This window comes from Amycolatopsis alkalitolerans (genome assembly GCF_006152065.1).
Taxonomy (GTDB): Bacteria; Actinomycetota; Actinomycetes; order Mycobacteriales; family Pseudonocardiaceae; genus Amycolatopsis_E; species Amycolatopsis_E alkalitolerans.
Map to the genome: position 1 here is coordinate 133,222 of NZ_VDFW01000008.1, position 17,250 is coordinate 150,471.

General features: G+C 70.2%; 20 protein-coding genes. 6 read left to right on the plus strand and 14 right to left on the minus strand.

Annotation, left to right across the window (positions count from 1 at the left end; genetic code table 11):
- Positions 1 to 7: 7 nt before the first annotated feature.
- From FG385_RS12250 to FG385_RS12270, 5 genes are all read right to left on the minus strand, one after another.
- Positions 8 to 628 (minus strand): dihydrofolate reductase family protein, encoded by a 621-nt coding sequence (locus tag FG385_RS12250; protein ID WP_139096806.1) that lies wholly within the window; start codon positions 626 to 628, stop codon positions 8 to 10.
- Positions 628 to 1,113 carry an SRPBCC family protein gene (locus FG385_RS12255; RefSeq protein ID WP_139096807.1) on the minus strand — a complete coding sequence of 162 codons (486 nt, stop codon included), beginning with the start codon at positions 1,111 to 1,113 and terminating at the stop codon, positions 628 to 630. Before FG385_RS12255 ends, FG385_RS12250 begins: the two co-directional genes overlap by 1 nt.
- A complete protein-coding gene (locus FG385_RS12260) occupies positions 1,103 to 1,450 on the minus strand; it encodes an ArsR/SmtB family transcription factor (protein WP_139096808.1) in 348 nt (115 codons plus the stop codon). The genes FG385_RS12255 and FG385_RS12260 overlap by 11 nt, the downstream gene beginning before the upstream one ends.
- 267 nt (positions 1,451 to 1,717) lie before the next feature.
- Positions 1,718 to 2,041, minus strand: coding sequence for a hypothetical protein (locus FG385_RS12265; protein WP_139096809.1), 324 nt, complete (start codon positions 2,039 to 2,041; stop codon positions 1,718 to 1,720).
- Positions 2,038 to 2,406: an MFS transporter gene (locus FG385_RS12270; protein WP_235022531.1), complete on the minus strand. Its 369-nt coding sequence runs from the start codon at positions 2,404 to 2,406 to the stop codon at positions 2,038 to 2,040. Before FG385_RS12270 ends, FG385_RS12265 begins: the two co-directional genes overlap by 4 nt.
- A gap of 55 nt (positions 2,407 to 2,461) precedes the next feature.
- Here FG385_RS12270 and FG385_RS12275 point away from each other — a divergent pair, with 55 nt between their 5' ends.
- From FG385_RS12275 to FG385_RS12295, 5 genes are all read left to right on the plus strand, one after another.
- Positions 2,462 to 2,983: an ArsR/SmtB family transcription factor gene (locus FG385_RS12275; protein ID WP_139096811.1), complete on the plus strand. Its 522-nt coding sequence runs from the start codon at positions 2,462 to 2,464 to the stop codon at positions 2,981 to 2,983.
- Positions 2,984 to 3,013: 30 nt separating this feature from the next.
- Complete coding sequence (locus tag FG385_RS12280) at positions 3,014 to 3,979, plus strand: pirin family protein (RefSeq protein WP_139096812.1); 966 nt, start codon at positions 3,014 to 3,016, stop codon at positions 3,977 to 3,979.
- Positions 3,976 to 4,296: a GNAT family N-acetyltransferase gene (locus FG385_RS12285; RefSeq protein WP_139096813.1), complete on the plus strand. Its 321-nt coding sequence runs from the start codon at positions 3,976 to 3,978 to the stop codon at positions 4,294 to 4,296. Before FG385_RS12280 ends, FG385_RS12285 begins: the two co-directional genes overlap by 4 nt.
- Positions 4,297 to 4,479: 183 nt before the next feature.
- Positions 4,480 to 5,133: a M15 family metallopeptidase gene (locus FG385_RS12290; RefSeq protein ID WP_200834417.1), complete on the plus strand. Its 654-nt coding sequence runs from the start codon at positions 4,480 to 4,482 to the stop codon at positions 5,131 to 5,133.
- A 41-nt stretch (positions 5,134 to 5,174) separates the two neighbouring features.
- Positions 5,175 to 5,780, plus strand: a complete 606-nt coding sequence (locus FG385_RS12295; RefSeq protein WP_235022532.1) for a hypothetical protein — start codon at positions 5,175 to 5,177, stop codon at positions 5,778 to 5,780.
- Here the strand turns inward: FG385_RS12295 and FG385_RS12300 are convergent.
- From FG385_RS12300 to FG385_RS12335, 8 genes are read right to left on the minus strand one after another with little or no spacing between them, the layout of a single operon-like run.
- Complete coding sequence (locus FG385_RS12300; RefSeq protein WP_139096815.1) at positions 5,777 to 6,514, minus strand: SDR family NAD(P)-dependent oxidoreductase; 738 nt, start codon at positions 6,512 to 6,514, stop codon at positions 5,777 to 5,779. The two genes, FG385_RS12295 and FG385_RS12300, sit on opposite strands and share 4 nt — an antisense overlap.
- On the minus strand, positions 6,511 to 8,022 hold the full coding sequence (locus FG385_RS12305; RefSeq protein WP_139096816.1) for an acyl-CoA synthetase: 1,512 nt from the start codon (positions 8,020 to 8,022) through the stop codon (positions 6,511 to 6,513). Before FG385_RS12305 ends, FG385_RS12300 begins: the two co-directional genes overlap by 4 nt.
- Entirely contained in the window at positions 8,022 to 8,795 is a 774-nt protein-coding gene (locus FG385_RS12310; RefSeq protein WP_139096817.1) for an SDR family NAD(P)-dependent oxidoreductase, read from the minus strand. Before FG385_RS12310 ends, FG385_RS12305 begins: the two co-directional genes overlap by 1 nt.
- 3 nt (positions 8,796 to 8,798) lie before the next feature.
- Entirely contained in the window at positions 8,799 to 9,506 is a 708-nt protein-coding gene (locus FG385_RS12315; RefSeq protein WP_139096818.1) for an SDR family NAD(P)-dependent oxidoreductase, read from the minus strand.
- The gene (locus tag FG385_RS12320; RefSeq protein ID WP_235022540.1) at positions 9,503 to 9,889 is read right to left on the minus strand and encodes a carboxymuconolactone decarboxylase family protein; all 387 of its coding nucleotides are present in this window, start codon (positions 9,887 to 9,889) and stop codon (positions 9,503 to 9,505) included. Before FG385_RS12320 ends, FG385_RS12315 begins: the two co-directional genes overlap by 4 nt.
- Positions 9,890 to 9,908: 19 nt before the next feature.
- Positions 9,909 to 11,840, minus strand: coding sequence for a hydantoinase B/oxoprolinase family protein (locus FG385_RS12325; protein WP_139096820.1), 1,932 nt, complete (start codon positions 11,838 to 11,840; stop codon positions 9,909 to 9,911).
- A gap of 10 nt (positions 11,841 to 11,850) precedes the next feature.
- Positions 11,851 to 13,881, minus strand: coding sequence for a hydantoinase/oxoprolinase family protein (locus FG385_RS12330; protein WP_139096821.1), 2,031 nt, complete (start codon positions 13,879 to 13,881; stop codon positions 11,851 to 11,853).
- A 19-nt stretch (positions 13,882 to 13,900) separates the two neighbouring features.
- Positions 13,901 to 14,167, minus strand: coding sequence for a hypothetical protein (locus tag FG385_RS12335; RefSeq protein ID WP_235022533.1), 267 nt, complete (start codon positions 14,165 to 14,167; stop codon positions 13,901 to 13,903).
- A 192-nt stretch (positions 14,168 to 14,359) separates the two neighbouring features.
- On the opposite strand from FG385_RS12335, the gene FG385_RS12340 reads away from it, so the two are divergent.
- Entirely contained in the window at positions 14,360 to 15,019 is a 660-nt protein-coding gene (locus FG385_RS12340) for a TetR/AcrR family transcriptional regulator (RefSeq protein WP_139096822.1), read from the plus strand.
- Positions 15,020 to 15,162: 143 nt separating this feature from the next.
- Here FG385_RS12340 and FG385_RS12345 read toward each other — a convergent pair whose 3' ends face one another.
- Positions 15,163 to 17,166: an alpha-ketoacid dehydrogenase subunit alpha/beta gene (locus FG385_RS12345; protein ID WP_235022534.1), complete on the minus strand. Its 2,004-nt coding sequence runs from the start codon at positions 17,164 to 17,166 to the stop codon at positions 15,163 to 15,165.
- Positions 17,167 to 17,250 lie beyond the last annotated feature (84 nt).

The window sequence follows — 17,250 nt, forward strand, 5'->3', positions numbered from 1 at the left end:
TCGAGGGCTACCGCTTCCCGACGGTGTAGGTCAGGTGGGTCACCCGGGACGATATGTCCGCGCGGGCCTGCTCCAGCGCGAGGCGGTCGGGGTCCACGCGGTCGAACAGGCGGATGCCGGTGCCGAACAGCACGGGCGCGAGGGTAACCGAGAACTCGTCGACCAGGCCGCCGTCCAGGTACTCCTGGATCGTCTCGGCGCCGCCGGCGATGCGCACGTCGCGGTCGCCGGCGGCCTCGCGGGCCTGGTCGAGGGCGCTGGAGATGCCGTCGTTGACGAAGTGGAAGGTGGTGCCGCCCGGCCGCTCCCACGGGTCACGCCTGGTGTGGGTGACGACGAAAACCGGGGTGTGGAACGGCGCCTCCTCCGGCCATGCCAGCTCGCCGGCGTCGAACATCCGCTTGCCCATGACGCTCGCGCCGGTGCGCTCGTACGTCGCCCGTGCGATGTCGTTGTCGAGGCCTTCCTCGCCGCCCTCGCCGAGCTTGAGGTTCTCCCGGAACCACCGCAGCGGGAAAACCCACGCCTGCAGTTCCATCCACTTCGGACCCATCAAGTCGTCGAGGGACTCGGGCGCCATGAAGCCGTCCAGTGACATCGTCACGCTGAAGAACACCTTCCCGGCCATCAACGCACCGTCCCTTCGACATAAGCCGCCAGGTTGCGCAGGGTCTGCTCGCCGCCCTCGATCGCGTGGTACTTCTCCACGGCCTCGTCGCGCAGTTCCTTGGTGGGAAACACCGTGTGCAGCACGATCCGGGTCTGCTCGCCGGCCGGCTCGAAGGTCAGGACCGACTCGAAGGCGTTCGGGTCGTCGCGGAACTCGCCGTGCAGCAGCGCGATCCGCTCCGGCGGGACGATCTCCCGCCAGGTGATCCACTCCTGGTAGTCGGTCCCGTCCGGCCCGTGCATCACGAAGTCCCAGACCCCGCCGATGCGGAACTGGAAGGACCGCGTCGTGGTCGTGAAGCCCTCCGGTCCCCACCACCGCGACAGGTGCCGGACCTGCGTGAACGCCTCGAACACCAGGTCCCGCGGGGCGCCGATCACCCGGGAGATCACGATCTCGCGATCCGCGGTCGCGTGCGCGGCCTCGCCGCCGTTACCGGTCATCGTATGGCTCCTCCTGCTTCAAACCCTGCACGTACTCGTCCAGCCGGTCGAAGCTCTCGCTCCAGAACCGCTCAAAGCCGCCAACCCACTCGTGGACCGGCCGCAGCCCGCGAGCGTCCAGGCCGTACAGCCGCTGCTTGCCCGCTTCGCGGACCCGCACGAGCCCGACCTCCCGGAGGACCCGCAGGTGCTTCGACGCCTGCGGCTGGGTCATCCCCAGGCCCCGCGCCAGGTCGGTCACCGGCCGCTCGCCGCCCCGCAGCAGCACCAGGATCTCCCGCCGCTGCGGTTCGGCGATCGCGTTGAACGCGTCCGAGGTCGTCGCCGCCCGTGCCATGACGGCCATCATATGCCTATATCGGAATGCGTCAACCGGCTAGTGTCGTGTGATCCTGTCCGGTTTACGTTGCCGTGTTTGCCCGTAGGGTCGGTGGGTTTGTCCGCTGCGGTGTCGAGTTGGCTGGTCCGGTCGCTGACTGTGCCCCCGGCGACAGCGGCCAGCCAACTCGATAACGCCCCGAGCCAAGTCAGCGACGCCAAGGGCCAACTCAGTAGCCTGGCAAACAAACACACCCGCGCGCAAAGACAACAAGATCACGAAACACTAGCGCACGGCGGGCAGCCCCGCGGCGAAGACGGCGAGCGCCCGTTTCAGCGTGGGCTCGAACGGGATGCAGGCCGCCGCAACCTCGGGATCCTTCGCGTACAACTCGACGAGCACCGGAGGCGGGTTCGCCGACGGGTACAGCATCCCCGCGAGCCCGGCGGCCACCGCCACCAGCTCGAACGCCTCCCGCTCGGTCAGCTTCGGGTACCTCCGGGCGACGGCCGCGCCGAGGTTCTCCATGACGCGGATGGTCGTCAGCTTGAAGGTCCGCACCGCTTCCTCGGTGACGTTGTGCTCCAGGCTCGTCCCGCTGTGGCTCATCGCGGGACGAGTTGCGGCACGATCGACTGCGCGGCGGTGTCGTACACCGTCTCCGCCGTCCCGGCCGCGAACGCGACGGCGTACAGGACCGCGATCGACCCGCCGTGCAGCGCCACCGTCGGCACGAGCAGCGCCGCCCTCGCGAGGTTCGCGACGAGCATCAGCCGCCGCCGGTCACACCGGTCGGCGAGCACGCCCGCCGGCAACGCGAACAGCAGCCACGGCAGCGTGAACGCGAAAGCCAGGCCCGCGATCAGCGACGGCGACCGGGTGAAGCCCAGCGCGACGAGCGGCAGCGCGACCTTGAGCACCCCGTCGGCGAGGTTCGAGCACGCCGATGAGGTCCACAGCCGCCCGTAGTCCACATGATTGAGGATCGCACATCGATTGAGAAAGCTCCATCGACTAGCATCGCGGAGCATGACGGATCAGCTGCCCCGGCGTGAAGCGACCGAGCGTGAGGCCAAGGCGCTGGCGCATCCGCTGCGGCTGCGGATCCTGCGGTTGTGCTGGCAGGCGGAGCTGACGAACAAGCAGCTCGCGGACCGGCTCGACCGCGATCCGGGCACGGTGCTCTACCACGTGCGGCAGCTCGCGGACGCGGGTCTGCTGGAACCGGCGCCGGTCCGCACCGGGGATACCGGTGCCCTGGAGAAGCCGTACCGGGCCAAGGCGCGTTCGTGGTGGCTCGACGATCCGCCGGGCACCGGCGCGGAGGCCGCGTTCGCCCCGGTCGAAGCGTTCTCGGAGGAGCTGCGTGCCGCGGGCCCCGCCTCGGTCAGGACGTTCGCGCGGTTCGCGCTGCACCTGTCGGCCGAGGACGCCGCCGAACTGGGCCGGCGCATCCAAGCGGTCCTCGACGAGTACCTCGCCACCGACCACGAACGGCTCGACCAGCCGGCCCACGGCGGCCTTGTCGTCCTGCACGAACTGGCGAAGTGACAGGGCGGGCCTCGCGAGCACAATAGGCGGGTGAGCAATCTGGAACAGGCACCGCCGGAACTGGTCTGCCAGGACCGGCCCGGCGCGAACGGTGTCACCGTCCTCGCCGCGAGGGATGTCCCGCTCGGCGGCCCGCGTGCGATCCGGGTCCGTCGCACCCTCCCGCAGCGGCAGCGTTCGCTGATCGGCGCGTGGTGCTTCGCCGATCACTACGGGCCCGCGAACACGGCCATGGACGTCGCGCCACATCCGCATACCGGGCTGCAGACGGCGAGCTGGCTGTTCCGCGGCGAGGTCGAGCATCGCGACAGCCTGGGCACGCACGCGATCGTCCGGCCCGGCGAGCTCAACCTGATGACCGGCGGCCACGGGATCGCGCATTCGGAGGTGTCGACCCCGGAAACCACCACGCTGCACGGGGTTCAGCTGTGGATCGCACTGCCGGACGCCGACCGGCGCACCGCGCGCGACTTCCGCCACTACGCCCCGCCGCTACTGGAACTGCCCGGCGCGTCGGCTCGGGTGTTCCTCGGCAGCCTCGCCGGGGAGACCTCGCCGGTGCCGGTGTTCACTCCCCTGCTGGGCGCCGAGCTGACCCTGGACCCGGGCGCGCGGCTCGTCCTCGGCGTCGATCCCGGGTTCGAGCACGGCGTCCTCCAGGACATCGGCTCCGTCACCGTGTCCGGGACGCCGCTCGCCACAGGTGATCTCGCCTACCTGGCGCCTGGCGCACCGCGGCTCGAACTGGCGAACACCGGCGCCGAGCCGGCGCAGGTGCTCGTGCTGGGCGGCGCGCCGTTCACCGAGGAGATCGTCATGTGGTGGAACTTCGTGGGCCGCAGCCACGAGGAGATCGCCGCGTTCCGGGAAGCGTGGCAAGCCGAATCCGAGCAGTTCGGCCGTGTCGAGGGCTACCCCGGCGAGCGCCTGCCCGCGCCCCCGCTGCCCAACGCCCGCCTCACCCCGCGCCGCAATCCCACCGGAGGGGCACGATGAACGAGATTCGCCGGAACGACGAGAAGAGCCGGTACGAGATCAGCGTCGATGGCCAGGTCGCCGGTTACGCCCAGTACGCCGACCGCGGTGACCAGCGGGTCTTCTACCACACCAAGATCGCCGACGAGTTCGGTGGCCGCGGCCTGAGCGCCCAGCTGATCAGCGAGGCCCTCGCGCAGGTGCGGGCGTCGGGCAAGCGGGTCGTCGCGGTATGCCCGTTCGTGGCCGCGTACCTGCGCAAGCATCCGGACGAGGCTGACATCGCGGACCGGGTCACCCCGGACGTCCTCGGCTGGCTGGACAAGACGCTCGCCTGAGCTCACTCGGCCGGAGCACTCGGACGCCGCCCGGCCTCGGTCCGGCCGTCCAGTTCCACCAGCCGCCCGGCGGCGAGTGTCGGGTTCGACCGTCGGGCGTTTCGTCCGAACCCCTGTCGGATTTCCTCGACTGAACCGGCTAACCGGGTAGCCGGCGCCGCACCGGGAAAGCAGGATGTGATCATGACCGTGCTGCTGTCGGATCCGCGGATCGCCGCCATCACCGCGCGGGAAACCGGCGAGCCGCTGGTGGACGCCGCCGAGGTACCCGAACTGCGGGCCGACGCCGATCCACCCGGTTCCCTGGTACGGCAAGGGGTTCTGGAGCGGTTGCTCGTCGCGCAGGCCGCGCTCCCGGCCGGGCTGCGGTTACTGATCCACGAGGGCTATCGCTCGCCGGGCGTGCAGCATCGGTACTTTTCGGACTATCGCGAACAGCTGCGCGCGCGGTACCCCGGCTGGACCGGCGAACGGCTGCACACCGAGGCGAGCAAGTTCGTCTCACCGCCGGACGTCGCGCCCCACTGCACCGGCGGCGCGGTGGACCTCACGCTCGCCACCGCGACCGGTGCACGCCTCGACATGGGTACCGCGATCAATGCGAGCCCCGAGGCCAGTGCCAACGCCTGCTACACCGCGGCGACGAGCATTTCGCCCGAGGCCCGGTCCAACCGGGACATGCTGGCCGCCGCGCTCGCGGGAGCGGGTCTGATCAACTACCCGACGGAATGGTGGCACTGGTCGTACGGGGAACGTTACTGGGCGTACACAACCGGACGACCGGCGACGGTGTATGCCGCAGTGAGCCCGCGCGAACACGAAGAGCGACCTTTGTAGGGTGCGAGTGTGCACCCCTCTCACCCCGCCGAGGCATGCGGATGTCAGCCGTGAAGTCGCTGGCCCCGACCATCGCGGCGATGAGCGAGGAGCGAGCCGCCCGGCTGCGGGGCCTGGTCGTCCGGCAGCTGATCGACTCGACGCGCGCGGCCGACGGCCATTTCACCCTGCTGCACCTGTTCCTGCTGCCGCCCGGATCCGGCGAGACGCGGTTCAAGCTCTACGAGGTGGTCCAGCCGGTCGACGTCAACGCCCCCATCCGGCAGGTCGTCGAGGACGTGCGCGAGGAGCTGACGTCCTCCGGCGACCCGCGCCTCGTCGACGGCGTGGACGACCGCTGGCGGCGCGTGGACCCGGACCTGCGCGGGTTCTACCTGGGCACCGGCGCCCGGTTCATGGCCCCCGACCTCAAGACCACCGGCACGACGATCATGCGGCTGGTCGACACCACGGCCGTGGTGGTCACCCTCGACGCCGCTCAGGAGCCGGCCCTGCTGCAGACCTCGCGGCCCGTGGTCGTGGACGAGCAGGTGTACCCGGCGATCCGGCAAATCCCGGCGACCGCCGAACCCCCGTTCGTCCTCATCGACACCTTCGCCGGACTGCTGCGCGACTCCGGCGGCGAAGCCTTCCGCCCGTTCGGTTAGCGCGCGGTCCAGCCGCCGTCCACGTACAAAGTGGTCCCGGTGACGTACGACGACGCGTCGGCGGCGAGGAAGACCGCGGCCCCGCCCAGTTCGCCCGCGTCGCCGACCCGCCCCTGTGGCACGGCGCGGCGGATGATCTCGCCCCAGCTGCTCCGCATCAGCCCGTGCGAGAGGTCCGTCGCGAAATAGCCCGGGGCCAAGGCGTTGACCCGGACCCCGCGATCCGCCCACTCCACGGCCAGCACGCGGGTGAGCGCTTCGACGCCGCCCTTGCTGGCCGCGTAGGCGGCGATCCGGTCGAACCCGGTGGTGCCGTGCACCGACGAGACGTTGACGATGCTGCCCCCGCCCTGTTCGAGCATCCGCCGCCCCGCGGCCTGGCAGCAGAACCACGTGCCGTCTAGGTTCACCCGCAGGACCTCCTGCCACTCCTGGCCGGACAGCGACTCGCTGCGTTTGAACACCGGGCTGATCCCGGCGCAGTTGACCAGCACGTCCACCCGGCCCAGCCGCGCCACGCACTGCTCGGCGAAGCCCGGCTCGGCCACCGAACCGGGCAGCACAACCGTGCGCTCCCCCAGTTCCTCCGCCAGCGAGACGAGATCCGCGCTGGTCCGGGAGGTGACCGCGACGGTGGCCCCGGCGGCGGCGAGCGCGGTGGCGATCGCGCGGCCGAGCCCCTTGCCCGCGCCCGTGACCCACGCGGTCCGGCCGCTCAGATCGAACTCCTTCACGCGACCACCGGTGACGTCCGCAGCTCGCGTTTGAGCACCTTGCCCGACGGGGTGCGCGGCAGCTGGTTCAGGAACCGGATCTCGGCGGGCACCTTGAACTTCGCCAATCGCTCGCGGCAGAACCCGGCGAGCTCACCGGCGGTGACCGTCGCTCCGGGCCGCAGGACCACGAAAGCCTGGGGCACTTCGCCCCACCGCTCGTGCGGCCTGCCGACGACGGCCGCCTCGACGACGTCGGAATGCTCGTAGAGCACGCGCTCGACTTCCGGGGTGGCGATGTTCTCCCCGCCGGAAACGATCATGTCCTTCTTGCGGTCCTCGACGTAGAGGTAGCCGTCCTCGTCGACGCGGCCGATGTCCCCCGTGTGGAACCAGCCGTCGCGCAGCGCCTTCGCGGTGGCCTCCGGATCACGCCAGTACCCGCCGAACACCTTCGGCCCGGACAGCGCGATCTCGCCGAGCTCACCCACCGGCACCTCCGCGCCTTGTTCGTCCACGATGCGCACCCGCAGGTGCACGACCGGCCTGCCCACCGAACCGACCTTGGAGAGCATGTGCCCGGCGTCGTTGAAGGTGTCGCCGGAGACGGTTTCGGTGAGCCCGTAGGCGTCGGCGAACCACGCCGAGGGAAACGCCGCGCGGATGCGCTCGACCAGCGGGACCGGCATCTTCTCCCCGCCGCCGATGATGAACCGGATCGAGGAGGTGTCCCGCTCGCGGATGTCCGGCAACTGCAGCAGCGCGTTCATCATCGACGGCGCGAGCCAGACGTTCGTCGGCCGCTCGCGCTCGATCGCGTCGACGACCTCGCGGGCGTCGAACTTTCGCAGCAGCACCAGCGCGCCGCCCGCGTGCAGCGTGCCGAGGCCGGGGAGGTCCAGCCCGCCGACGTGATACAGCGGCCCGCAGACCAGCGTCGTGTCGGCGGCGGTGAGGCCGAACTCGACGAGGTGGCCGAGATTCTTGTACAGCAGGTTGGCATGGCTGATCCGCACGCCCTTCGGCCGGGAGGTGGTACCCGAGGTGTACATGAGCCGCTGCAGGTCGTCCGGGCCGACGTCCTCGACCGCCACGGTTTCACCGGCGTGGCGCGACAGCAGTTCGTCATAGGACAGCCAGCCGTCCCGTGTGGACCCGAGCAGGAGCTTGTGCCGCACGGGCATCGTGGCGACGGCGTCGGCGAACTCGGGCTCGGTCAGCAGCGCGGCCGCGCCCGCGTGATCCAGGATGAACTCCCATTCCGCGGGCGAGAGCCGGTAGTTCAGCGGCAGGAAGGCCGCGCCGATCCGGTTGAGCGCGAACAGGGTCTCGACGAACTCGACGTGGTTGTACAGCAGCAGCGCCACGATGTCGCCGCGGCCGATGCCGAGCTCGCGGAACCCGGCGGCCAGCGCGCCAACCCGGGCCGACAGCTCCCGGTTGGACACTCGCCGATCCCCGTGGGACAGCACGATCTTGTCCGGGTCGCGGCCCAGGTTGTGGTCGAGGACACCGGCGAAGTTGTACATCAGCCCTCCCTCGTGTGGAAGCTGTGCAGCTCGTCCCCCGCGTTGCCCCAGTGGATCGTGCTGATCATCCCGCCGTCGGCCACCAGATCGGTGCCGGTGACGAAGCCCGCGCCCGGCCCGGCCAGGAACTCGACGGCCCGCGCGATGTCGTCGGGTTCGCCGATCCGGCGCAGCGGGATCGCGTCCTGGGTCGCCGCACGGATCGTCTCGTTGGACAGGGTGTCCCGGTTCAGCCCACTGTGGACCACGCCGGGGCTGACCGAGTTGATCCGGATACCCTGCGGCGCCAGCTCCGCCGCGAGCTGGCGGGTCAGCGCGAGCACGCCGCCCTTGGCCGCGGTGTAGGAGGAGAACCCGTACCCGGTGTGCCCCGCGATCGAGGCGATCTGCACGATCGAACCGCCCCCAGCCGCGGCCATGGCCGGGATGACATTCCGCAGCAGGATGAAGTACCCGGTCAGGTTCACGTCGAGCACCCGCCGCCATTCCTCCACAGTGGATTCGAGCAGCTTCTTGCGGACGATGACGCCCGCCGCGTTGACGAGCACCCGCGGTGGTCCGGGCAGGCGGCTCACCACGCTCGCCACGGCGTCGTCGTCGGTGACATCGACGGCGAACTCGGCCGCCTTGCCGCCCTTCTCTTCGACCGCTTGCCGGGTCCCGGCGGCACCGTTGACGTCCAGCAAGGCGACCGTCGCACCGGTCGCGGCGAGCCGCAGCGCGCACGCGCGCCCGATGCCCGAGCCCGCACCGGTGATCACAGCGCAGTCCATCTCTCACCCCATCGCATAGCCGCCGTTGACATCCACCACGGCGCCGGTCATGTAGCTGGCCGCGGGCGAGGCGAGGAACGCCGCCACCCGCGCGATCTCCTCGGGCCGGGCGAGCCGGCCGAGCGGGCAGTAGTCCGGCCGGTACCCGCGCCCGGCGACCATCTCGGTGTCCACCACCCCGGGCGCGACCCCGTTCGCGGTGATCCCGTGCGCGGCCTCGGTCTTGGCGAGCCATTTGACCACCGCGTGCACCGCGCCCTTGCTCGCCACGTAGTGCGGCCCGGCGAGCACCCCGCCGACCTTGCCGGCGACCGAGCCGATGCACACCACGCGCCCGCCGCGCCGCCGCAGCAACGGCAGCGCCGCGCGGATCGACCACAGCGTGCCCTTGACGTTCACGCCGAGTACAGCGTCTACTTCGGACTCTTCGAGCTCGTCGAGCGAGACCGTGTCGCCGTAGATCGCCGCGCAGGTCACCAGCACGTCCAGGCCCGGCAGGGCGGCGAAGGCCTCGCACACGGCGACCCGGTCGGTGACGTCAAGGACCCGGCCGGTCGCCTTACCGCCTTCGGCTTCGATCGCCGACACCGTCTCGCCGGGGTCCCGGACGTCGACGACCGTCACCTCGGCTCCGGCCCGTGCCAGTTCGAGCGCGACCCCGGCGCCGATCCCGCGGGCGGCGCCGGTGACCACCGCGTACTCGCCGGTCACGAGGAGGTGCGCTGCTCGTGCGCGGCCAGTTCCTCCATCAGCACCGGGACGCCGAGCGTGCAGGTGTGGATGCCGAGCACGCTGGTCAGTTCCAGCACCTCCATGATCTCTTCCTTCGTCGCGCCGTAGCCGAGCGCGTTACGGATGTGCTGGCGCAGGCCCGGCTCGTACAGGTGCGTGGTGGAGGCGTCGATCGCGGTGTAGATCAGCTCCCGGATCTTGGGCTCCAGCACCCCCTTGCGCCACGGCACGGCCGAGAAGTTCAGGTACGCCTCGAAGAACTCCTGGTCGAGGCTGAGCAGGCCCTCCCAGAACTGGTTCCAGTAGCCCCGCTCGGACACGAACCGCTCGCGCAGCTCCCGCTGCCGGTCTGTCAACTCCACAGAGGACAATCGATTCTCCTTACCGGGCTGTCATTTCGGCGCGGCGCTTCTTGGTCGCCGCAAGGTCCACCAGCAGGCCTTCGGGATCGGTACGCGGGTCACCGGTGACCACCACGCCGTAATCGCGGTAAGCACCTTCGACCGTCACGTACTCGTCACGCACGTCGTTCTTGACGCGCTCCGGGTCGCGCTCGGTGGGCTTGCCCCAGCCGCCGCCCCCGTTGGTCAGGTAGCGGAACACCGCATGCGGTTTCGTATGCCAGACCGGCGTGCTGGCGAAGTAGAAGTACTCGCCGTCCGGATCGACGCATTTGGTCTCGGGGTCGAGCATCCCGGCGACCGGCGTCGCGCCGGCGTAGACATCGCCGGTGGTGGCGATGAGATCCTTGCGCCGCACCACGTCCAGGTAGTCCGGATGGAACACCCAGGTGGCGCCGAGACCGCCGTCGCGGCCGCCGTACACGCCGACCCCGCTCGCGCTCTTGGTGTGCAGCGGGCTCGACCAGTGTTCGGCCTCGGTGAGATACAGCGTGTCCTTCATGACCGCCGCGCCGCCCCGGTTCGTGCCCGCGCCGCCGGTGTCGGCGAGGTACTCCTTGCGGAGCACCACCGCGGGCAGTTCGGACTCGATCGCCTCGGTCGCCGGGTCGAGGTTGTTCGCCTGGTACATCACGGAATAGCTGTCCGCGTCCCCGGCTTCGGTGGCCCCCCACGGCCCGTGCTCGCCACCGCACTGCGCGGTGGTGACCCACGGCGTGCCGTCCTCGAGCACCCCGTTCGCGTTGTGGATGTTCAGCGAACCGTAGTCACCGCCAACGGCCTTGTGCCCCAAGGCTTTCTCGAGTGCCTTGAACACCGCGAGCAGGACCGGTCCGGTGCTCTCCCAGTACAGGAACACCGCGCCGTCCGGCGGGGTGGCACTGATGAACGTGCCCGCGGGCAGCACGATGTCGATATCGCGGTAGGCGCCGGAGGTGAACGGGGTCGCCGGGTCGATCAGGAACTTCAGCGCGACCCCGACCGCGGTCTTGGTGTCGAGGATCCCGGCGTTGATGCTGGTGCGGGCCTGCGGCGAGGTCCCGCTGAAGTCCAGCTCCATCCGCGGCCCGGCCTTGGTGATCTGCACCTTGATCCGGTACTCGACCGAATCGTCGATCCCGTCGCAGTCGATGCCCTCTTCGGCCTCGTACACCCCGTCCGGGAGCGCGGCCAGCGCGGTGCGCATGGTCTCCGCCGACACGTCGGTGCTGTACCGGATCGCGCCCAGGTACGCGTCGACGCCGTACCGCTCGACGCTTTCGGTGATCAGCTGCTCGCCCAGCAGGAGGTTCGCGTAGATCGTCTTGATGTCGGGCAGCAGGAGCGCACAGTAACGGGCGTTGTCGAAGATCAGGTTGAACGCGGACTTGACTGGCTGGTCGTCGCGGTAGAGCAGGGTCGGCGCGATGACCAGCCCGTTCTCGTACACGTTCCGCTTGGTGCCGCTGAACCCGGCGGGCACCACCCCGCCCATGTCGAGCTGGTGGGCGCGCAGCGTGACGAACGAGATCAGCCGGCCGCCGTGGAAGACGGGCCGGATGAAGCAGATGTCGTTGACGTGGTTGCCCGCGCGGTACGGATCGTTGCAGATAACCACGTCGCCCGGCCGCAGGTTCTCCGGGCCGTACTCCTCGACGGTGTTGCGCACGGCCTCGGACATCGTGCCGAGGAACATCGCGAGGCTGTTGCTCACCGAGGACATCGGGTAGTTCTGTTCGGGCGGCCCGGAGATGGTCGCCGCGAAGTCGTACCAGTCGCGCAGGATCAGCGAGAAGGCGTTGTTCAGCAGGCCCGTGCACATGTGCTGGACGATGTAGCGCATCCGGCTGGCCAGTACCGACGCGGTGAACCGGTCGGCGCCGTACAGCTCGGAGAACTGCGCGTCGTCGAGGTCTTTGAGGGAAACAGCCATCGGGATTCTCCTAGTCCTTGCGGATGCGCAGCTCGCCGTGGGCGCCCACGCGCGCGGTCTGGCCGGGCACGAGGAACGTCGTGGACAGCGGTTCGCGGATGACGGCGGGGCCGGGGATCTCGTCGCCCGCGCGCAGGTCCGCGCGCTGGTACTCGGCCGCCTGCAGATCGGCACCGGTCAGGTACCGGATGGTCAGCGTGCGGGTCGGTTCGGGACGCTGGCCCGCCGGCCGTTCCGGCAGTTCGGGGTACTCGACCTTGTCCGCGTGCACGACGGCCTGGACCCGGTAGGTCACACCCTGCACGGGCAGCGCCTCGAACTTGTTGCCCGACCGCTCGGCGTAGGCCTCGTGGAAGTTCGCGACCATGTGCCCGACCGCGTCCGCGGTGATCTTGCCGTCGGGCACCGAGATGAACGGGGTCTCCCAGGTCTGCCCGGCGAGCCTGCCGTCGAAGCTGCGCACGAAGGTGACGTCGCCGCGGTCCTTTTCCTTCAGCCGCTCGGAAAGCCGCTGCTCCATCGACGTGTACACCTTGTCGATCGACTCCGCCGCTTCGCCGGTCAGCAGCGTGTACGCGCTGCGGCTGTCGGCGTAGACGAGGTCGGAGCTGACCAGGCCGAGCGCGGAGAACAACCCGGGGTGCGGCGGCACGATGACCTCCGCGGCATGCACGAGGTCCAGCACCGCGGGCAGCAGCATCGGCCCGGCCGCACCGTAGGCGACGAGGCTGTAGTCGCGGGGGTCCACGCCGTGCTGGATGGCGATGTTGACGACGCCTTCGGCGATGTTGTTGATGCCGATGTTGAACGCGTACGACACCCGCTGCTCGAACGAGAGCTTCGTGTCGAGCTGTTCGAACGCCTGCCGCGAGAGCCGCGGGTCGAGCTTCATCCGGCCACCCGCGAACCCGTCGGGGTCGATGATGCCCATCAGCAGGCAGGTGTCGGTGGTCGTCGGCTGCGTGCCGCCGATGCCGTAACAGGCCGGCCCGGGGTCCGCGCCCGCGCTGCCGGGGCCGACCTTGAGCTCACCGGCCGGGCTGATCGTCACCAGGCTGCCGCCGCCGGCGCCGATACTGGCGACCTCGTTGGACAGCGCGTTGACGATCAGGTCGTGCTCCAGCTCGAACGTGGTGTTCACGAACGGCCTGCCGTCGGTGACCATGCTGATGTCGCACGAGGTGCCGCCGACGTCCGCGCACAGGAGGTTGCCCACGCCGATGAGGGCACCGAAATGCGCGCTGGACACCGTGCCGGCCGCCGGTCCGGCGAACACGATGCGGAACGGGTGCTCCATCGCCACGTCCGAGCGGACCAGCTGGGCGGCGCAGTCGGCGAAGTTCAGGTCGCCGCCGAAACCCAGCTCGCGCAGGCCGGTGTCGAGGCGGTGGGTGTAGTCGTCGTAGATCAGGCGCATGAACACGTCGATGACGGTCGTCGAGGCGCGCGCGAACTCCTTCGCCAGCGGCGAGACCTCGCTGGAGATCGACACCGGGATGTCGCCCAGCTCCTCGTGCACCAGCTGGCGCAGCCGGTCTTCGTGGTGGTGGTTGACGTAGGCGTTGAGCAGGCAGATCGCCACGCCCTCCACGCCGCAGCGGCGCAGCACCGCGAGTTCGGCGCGGGTCTGCTCCTCGTCCAGCGGGATCAGCACGCCGCCGTCGGCGGTGAGCCGTTCGCGGATGCCCCGGCGCAGGTAGCGCGGGACGAGCGGCCGGTTCGCGTCGCCGTAGGAACGGCGCCACGCCGGGTTGGTCAGGCCCTCGACGGGGCGCCAGGTGCGGCCCACGTCGAGGATGTCGCGGTGGCCGTCGGTGGTCAGGAACGCGATCTTCGGCAGCCGCCGGGTGATGATCGCGTTGAGCCCGTGGGTGCTGGCGTGGTTGAACACCTCGGCGGCGCCGACGCCGATCTCCTCGGCACCGGCGAGCACGCCGCGTTCGGTGGTGCGCACGTCCGTGGCCACCTTGACGGTCTTGATCTTCCCGTCCTCGATCGCGACCACGTCCGTGAACGTGCCGCCGACGTCGACTCCGATCATGGGTTCCTTCTCCTTCTTGTCAGTAGACGTCGAGGCCGTCGGACGCCAGCGTGATCGGGCCGAGCAGCTGCCACGGCTCACGCGCGACCGAGACGAGCGTCTTCTGGTGCTTCACGGCGACGAACCAGCCGCCCTCGGACAGCACCGGGTAACGGCGGAAGTCGGCTGCGGTGCTGCCCGGGAAATCGCGGGCGAGGTCGACGCCGAGCGCACGCAGCTCGTCCTCGGACACCTGTTCCCTGGGCACGGAAAGCCCTTGCGGGACAGCGGTTTCTTGATCACTCACGGGCCATCACTCCACTGTGTTGTGCCGGTGGCGAGTTTCGTGTACCAATCGGTCTACGAAACGGTGACGGGAAGCACTTTAAGGCCCGGGGAGCGAGCTGACAAGCCCGGACCGGGTGAGAAGGGCAGGACCGAAATGGACATCGCCAGGCGGTTCCGGCCGGCCACGCCGGGCGGAATAGGCTGTTGAGCCATGCCGAGACCACCGGGGCACGGGCCGGGTTACGAGATCAAGCGCCAGGAGATCATCGACCAGGCCGCCGAACTGTTCGCCCGACAGGGCTACGCGGCGACGGGTATCGCCGAGATCGGCCAGGTCGCCGGGCTGGCCAAGGGCGCGCTGTACTACTACATCGGTTCGAAGGAGAACCTGCTCGTCGAGATCCAGGATCGCGTGCTGCGCCCGCTGCTGGCCGCCGCGCGGCGGATCGCGGCACTGGACGAGGAGCCCGTGCTACGGCTGCGGCTGCTGTCGCAGACGCTGCTGGAGCTCATCCTGGCGCGGCTGGACCACATCTGGGTCTACGAGCACGACTACCGGCACCTGCGCGGTGCGAACCGCGCGCGGCTGCTGCGCCAGCGGCGCGAGTTCGAGAAGATCGTGCAGGACCTGCTGATCGCCGCGATGGACAGCGGGGCGTTCCGCAAGCTCGACCCGCGGCTGGCGATGCTGCAGTTCCTGAACATGCACAACCACACGTACCAGTGGGCCAAACCCGATGGCGACTGGGACGCGGAGTTCCTCTCCCGCGAGTACTGCGCGACGCTCATCTCCGGCTTCCGCAGCCCCACCTACGACGCCGACGACCTGGAAGACCGCGTCACCGCCTACCGCACCCGCACCACCCGCTGACCCCCACAAGATCGCTGACCGTCCCGAACTCGGCGTCCCGAACGTCGAACTCGGCGTCCCGAACGTCGAACTCGGCGTCCCGAACGTCGAACTCGGCGTCCCGAACGTCGAACTCGGCGTCTGGGAGGTAGATCTCGCGCGGGTCAGGTGAGGACGGACTGGCGGACGGCGGCGGCGATGCGGGCCTGGTCCGGGAGCCACGCGCGTTCCAGGGAGGGGGCATACGGGGCGGGGGTGGACGCGGCGCCGACGCGGATCACCGGGGCGTCCAGGTGCCAGAAGCCCTCGTGCGCCGCGACCGCGGCAAGCTCGGCGCCCACGCCGAACTCCTCCACCGCCTGGTGCGCCACGACCAGCCGATTGGTCTTCGCCAGCGAGCGCAACACCGTCTCACGGTCCAGCGGGGCGATCGTGCGCAGGTCGATCACCTCCGTGCTGATCCCCTCGGCGGCCACCTCCTCGGCCACGGCCAGGCAGTCGTGCACGAGCTTCGAGTACGACACGAGCGTCACGTCCGTGCCCGGCCGCCGGACCGCCGCCCGCCCCAGCGGCACGAGATGCCCCGGCGCCGGCCGCGGCCCCTTCTTCCCGTACAGCAAGCGGTTCTCCACGAACACCACCGGATTCGGGTCGCGGATCGCCGCGCGCAGCAGCCCGTAGGTGTCCGCCGGGGTGGACGGCATCACCACCGTCAGCCCGGGGATATGCGCGAGCAGCGCCTCGAGACTCTGCGAATGCTGGCTGCCCGAGGACTTTCCCGCGCCGAACTGGGTCCGCACCACCAGCGGCAGCCGCACCGCGCCGCCGGTCATGAAGCGCAGCTTCGCCGCCTGGTTCATCAGCTGGTCGAGGCACACGCCCAGGAAGTCGAAGTACATCAGCTCCACTACCGGCCGCAGCCCGGCCATCGCCGCGCCCACCCCGGCGCCGACGATCGCGCTCTCCGAGATCGGCGTGTCGCGCACCCGGCCGGGAAACCGCTCGGCGAGCCCGCGGGTCAGGCCGAAGACGTTGCCCCCGGCGCCCACGTCGATCCCGGCCACGAAAACGTCCTCGTCGGTGCTCAGCTCGTGCTCGAGCGCCTCCCGGACGGCGTCCATCGTCCGGAAGATCTCGCCGTCCGGCTCAGGCGGTTCGGGCACGGGTTCGCGCGGCACGCCGACGTAGTGGTGCAGCGTCTCCGGCGCGGGTTCCGCGGCGGCGCGGGCCTCCTCGACCGCCGACTCGATGACCGTGCCGACCTCGTCGTCGATCCGCGCCACCAGGTCCGCGTCGAGCCGGGACGCCAGGCGTACCAGGGGATCCCGGGCCTTCCACTCGGCCAGCTCGGCGGGCTCGCGATAGCGCTCGGGGTCGCCCTCGTAGTGCCCGTGCCAGCGGTAGGTCTCGGCCTCCAGCAGCACCGGCCCCGCACCCTCGCGCAGGTCCCGCACGAGCTCGGTGACGGTCTCGGCGACCGCGACCACGTCGTTGCCGTCCACGTGCGCGAAGTCGACGCCGTAGCCGCGGGCCCGGTCGGCGAGCGTGGCGCGATGCTGGTCCGAGGCGGCGGAGAACTCGGCGTAGTGGTTGTTCTCGCAGCAGAAGATCACCGGCAGGCGCCAGACCGCCGCCAGGTTCACCGCCTCGTGGAACATCCCCTGCGCGACCGCGCCGTCGCCGAAGAACGCCACCACCACTCCCCCGCGCCCGCGCAACTGCGCGGCCGTGCCCGCCCCGGTCGCGATGGGCAGCCCGGCGGCCACGATCCCGTTCGCGCCGAAGATCCCCCGGCGCGGATCGGCGATGTGCATCGAGCCGCCCCGCCCCCGGCAGGTGCCGCTCGCGCGCCCCATCAGCTCCGCGAACATGCCCGTGACGTCGAGGCCCTTGGCGATGCAGTGCCCGTGCCCGCGGTGGGTCGAGGTCACCACGTCGCGCTCGTCCAGCGGCCAGCACGCGCCGACGGCGCTCGCCTCCTGCCCGGTCGACAGGTGCAGGAAGCCGGGGATCTCGTTGGTGCGGTACAGCCGCGAAGCCCGGTCCTCGAACTGCCGGATCAGCCGCATCCGCCGGTACATCTCGGTAAGCGCGCCGGTTCCGACGCCGGTGTCGCTCGCCTGAGTGGAAGTCATCGCGTTCATGCCCTTGCGGTCTGGGAGTTTCACCTCGCCCCCTTGACATCCGGCGAGGAACCTTGATTCTTGTACCGACTGTTCGAAAAAACAACTCCTGGCGCGAAGGTGGGTCGG

Bases quoted from the DNA above. Each gene is read 5' to 3' on its own strand.
- FG385_RS12340 (WP_139096822.1), top strand. From the start codon at position 14,360: ATGCCGAGACCACCGGGGCACGGGCCGGGTTACGAGATCAAGCGCCAG.
- FG385_RS12330 (WP_139096821.1), bottom strand. From the start codon at position 13,881: ATGATCGGAGTCGACGTCGGCGGCACGTTCACGGACGTGGTCGCGATC.
- FG385_RS12310 (WP_139096817.1), bottom strand. From the start codon at position 8,795: ATGGACTGCGCTGTGATCACCGGTGCGGGCTCGGGCATCGGGCGCGCG.
- FG385_RS12325 (WP_139096820.1), bottom strand. From the start codon at position 11,840: ATGGCTGTTTCCCTCAAAGACCTCGACGACGCGCAGTTCTCCGAGCTG.
- FG385_RS12265 (WP_139096809.1), bottom strand. From the start codon at position 2,041: ATGAGCCACAGCGGGACGAGCCTGGAGCACAACGTCACCGAGGAAGCG.
- FG385_RS12305 (WP_139096816.1), bottom strand. From the start codon at position 8,022: ATGTACAACTTCGCCGGTGTCCTCGACCACAACCTGGGCCGCGACCCG.
- FG385_RS12290 (WP_200834417.1), top strand. From the start codon at position 4,480: ATGACCGTGCTGCTGTCGGATCCGCGGATCGCCGCCATCACCGCGCGG.
- FG385_RS12275 (WP_139096811.1), top strand. From the start codon at position 2,462: ATGACGGATCAGCTGCCCCGGCGTGAAGCGACCGAGCGTGAGGCCAAG.
- FG385_RS12295 (WP_235022532.1), top strand. From the start codon at position 5,175: ATGTCAGCCGTGAAGTCGCTGGCCCCGACCATCGCGGCGATGAGCGAG.
- FG385_RS12260 (WP_139096808.1), bottom strand. From the start codon at position 1,450: ATGGCACGGGCGGCGACGACCTCGGACGCGTTCAACGCGATCGCCGAA.
- FG385_RS12255 (WP_139096807.1), bottom strand. From the start codon at position 1,113: ATGACCGGTAACGGCGGCGAGGCCGCGCACGCGACCGCGGATCGCGAG.
- FG385_RS12250 (WP_139096806.1), bottom strand. From the start codon at position 628: ATGGCCGGGAAGGTGTTCTTCAGCGTGACGATGTCACTGGACGGCTTC.
- FG385_RS12285 (WP_139096813.1), top strand. From the start codon at position 3,976: ATGAACGAGATTCGCCGGAACGACGAGAAGAGCCGGTACGAGATCAGC.